At 31.2% G+C, this 2,623-nt stretch carries 3 protein-coding genes and 1 tRNA gene; 3 read left to right on the top strand and 1 reads right to left on the bottom strand.

Going from position 1 to position 2,623, the window contains the following annotated elements:
* Positions 1–2 precede the first annotated feature (2 nt).
* The 3 genes from ACTT83_RS06310 (at position 3) to ACTT83_RS06300 (ending at position 1,784) form a co-directional block, all read left to right on the top strand.
* A complete protein-coding gene (locus ACTT83_RS06310; RefSeq protein WP_440919233.1) occupies positions 3–518 on the top strand; it encodes a peptidylprolyl isomerase in 516 nt (171 codons plus the stop codon).
* Between the two features lie 6 nt (positions 519–524).
* A complete protein-coding gene (gene tgt / locus ACTT83_RS06305) occupies positions 525–1,637 on the top strand; it encodes a tRNA guanosine(34) transglycosylase Tgt (protein ID WP_440919232.1) in 1,113 nt (370 codons plus the stop codon).
* A gap of 71 nt (positions 1,638–1,708) precedes the next feature.
* Positions 1,709–1,784, top strand: a tRNA-Lys gene (locus ACTT83_RS06300).
* Positions 1,785–1,795: 11 nt separating this feature from the next.
* Here ACTT83_RS06300 and ACTT83_RS06295 read toward each other — a convergent pair.
* A complete protein-coding gene (locus tag ACTT83_RS06295) occupies positions 1,796–2,617 on the bottom strand; it encodes a M48 family metallopeptidase (RefSeq protein WP_440919234.1) in 822 nt (273 codons plus the stop codon).
* Positions 2,618–2,623 lie beyond the last annotated feature (6 nt).

The following is a 2,623-nucleotide window of genomic DNA, read 5'->3' as shown; positions in this document are numbered from 1 at the left end:
TCATAAACCAAGTAATGTCAGAGGAGAATATTATGATTTTAAAACTTAAAGATGGAGATGTTAAAATTGAATTATTTGAAGATGTAGCACCTAATCATGTCAAAAGAATTAAAGATTTAGCCAATAGCGGTAAATATGATAATGTTGTTTTTCACAGAGTTATTGATGGTTTCATGGCACAAACTGGCGATGTAAAATTTGGAAATTCATCATCAGGTGATTTTAATTTAAGAATGGCAGGAATGGGAGGATCAGATTTACCAGACCTAAAACAAGAATTTAATAATTTACCTCATGATAGAGGAACTTTATCTATGGCTAGATCACAAGATCCAAATAGTGCAAATAGCCAATTTTTTATTTGTTTTAAACCTGCTCCTTTTCTAGATAACCAATATACAGTTTTTGGAAAAGTGATCGAAGGAATGGAATTTGTTGATAAAATTAAACGTGGTGATGAAAACAATAATGGTGCTGTCACAGATCCAGATAAAATAATTAGTTTTAAATCATTATAATATTTAATGGCATTGAAAGAATTTGCCTTTAAATTATTGAACAAAGATGGCTATGCAAGAGAAGGAATTATAGAAACGCATAGAGGTATTATTAGAACTCCTGCTTTTATGCCAGTTGGAACTCAGGCAACTGTAAAAGCTTGTACGATTGACGATATTAAAAAAACTGGCTCAGACATAATTTTAGCTAATACATATCATTTAATGATCCGTCCAGGAGTTGAACGAATTGAAAATGCTGGCGGATTACATTCCTTTATGAATTGTGATTTACCAATACTTACTGACTCAGGTGGTTTTCAAGTAATGTCTCTTTCAAAATTAAATAAAATAGACCGAGAAAAAGGTGCAATTTTTAACTCTCATGTTGATGGAAAAAAATTTTATTTGAGCCCTGAAGAAAGTATAAAAATTCAACTTGGCTTAAACTCAGATATTGTAATGATCATGGATGAATGTCCAAAGAAAACGGATAACTATGAACTGATTAAAAAATCAATGGAACTATCATTATATTGGGCTGATAGATCCAAAAAAGCCTTTGGAAAAAATCCTCATAAAGCTCTTTTTGGCATAGTCCAAGGAGGCCTTTTTAAAGATTTGAGACTTTTGTCTCTTAAAGGTTTGTTAAATCTAAATTTTGATGGATATGCCATTGGTGGTCTTGCAGTTGGTGAAACACAAGAGGAAATGTTTAAAGTTTTGGATGACATTAAGGAAAATCTTCCAGAAAATAAACCACATTATTTAATGGGTGTAGGCACACCTTCTGATATTTTAGGTGCAGTTAAAAGAGGAATAGACATGTTTGATTGCGTAATGCCGACTAGATCAGGGAGAACAGGTCTGGCTTTTACATGGAATGGAAGAATAAATATTAAAAACAATAAATATCAAAATGACAATTCACCTCTTGATGAAAAGTGTAAAAATTTAAATTTAAACAAATATTCAAAAAATTATTTGAATCATTTATTCAATACTAATGAAATTTTAGGGTCGATGCTTTTAACGTTAAATAATATCAACTTTTATCAAGAATTAATGAGCGAAATAAGAAAAAATATTCAAAAAGGCACTTTTAATGAATTTCATGATAAATACATAGATAAGTTGTGATAAAGAAACTATATGTCTCATCAATTCCTATTTGAAATATTAAAATAAATATGTATATACGAAGTAATTTTGGGCCGTTAGCTCAGTTGGTAGAGCAATTCCCTTTTAAGGAATGGGTCGATGGTTCGAGTCCATCACGGCTCACCATCAATTAATACTTATATTTTAATTGGTGGATAATCCAGAATTATACTATTTGTCCACTCGTTTATTTTTTTAATTCGATTGTCAGGTGAGGGGTGTGTGCTAAGAAATTCATATTGTTTTTTTCCCTTACTAAATCTTTTCATTCTTTCCCAAATTTTAGGCGTTTCTCTTATATCGTAACCAGACAAAGAGGCAAAAATCATACCCAAATAGTCAGCTTCAGTTTCTTGCTTTCTATTGAAAGGGTTCATTATACCTAGTTGAGAGACCATACTAATAGTATTCATGCCTGTTGTTCTATTAACTTGAGACAATTTTCCACCAGACAATATATCAATAACATTTGTCCCTACGTTTAAAACAACACCTCTGCTCGCTCGTTCTACGGAGTGTTTTGCTACAGCATGTGCAATTTCATGACCCATGACAGCAGCTAAGCCATCAGTATTTTTGGTTACTTCTAATATACCTGAAAAAACTGCTATTTTACCTCCTGGCATGCAAAATGCATTTCTCATATTTTTTTTATCGATTAATATATATTCCCAATCAAAACCAACTGTCGGATCATCAAGTTTTGATTGATAAAAATATTCTCCTATAGAATTTTCCATTCTTTTGCCAATTTCTTTAATTTGATTAAGTTTTGGTCCTGTTATTAATTTTTCCTTTTCCTTAATTTTTTCAAAAATTTGGGCTGCCTGAGCATTTAATTTAGCTTCAGGGATTAGTTTTAATTGTTTTCGATCAGTGATTGGTGCAGTAGCACATGAATTCAGAGCTAAACTACAACAAGTACAACTAACATAAGTTAAGAATTTTCTTCTATCCATTTTTAA

Source organism: Candidatus Pelagibacter sp., assembly GCF_052049775.1.
Lineage (GTDB): Bacteria > Pseudomonadota > Alphaproteobacteria > Pelagibacterales > Pelagibacteraceae > Pelagibacter.
The sequence above is the reverse complement of the archived record's forward strand: the minus strand, read 5'-3'. Positions and strand labels throughout refer to the sequence as shown.

Bases quoted from the DNA above. Each gene is read 5' to 3' on its own strand.
- tgt (WP_440919232.1), top strand. From the start codon at position 525: ATGGCATTGAAAGAATTTGCCTTTAAATTATTGAACAAAGATGGCTAT.
- ACTT83_RS06295 (WP_440919234.1), bottom strand. From the start codon at position 2,617: ATGGATAGAAGAAAATTCTTAACTTATGTTAGTTGTACTTGTTGTAGT.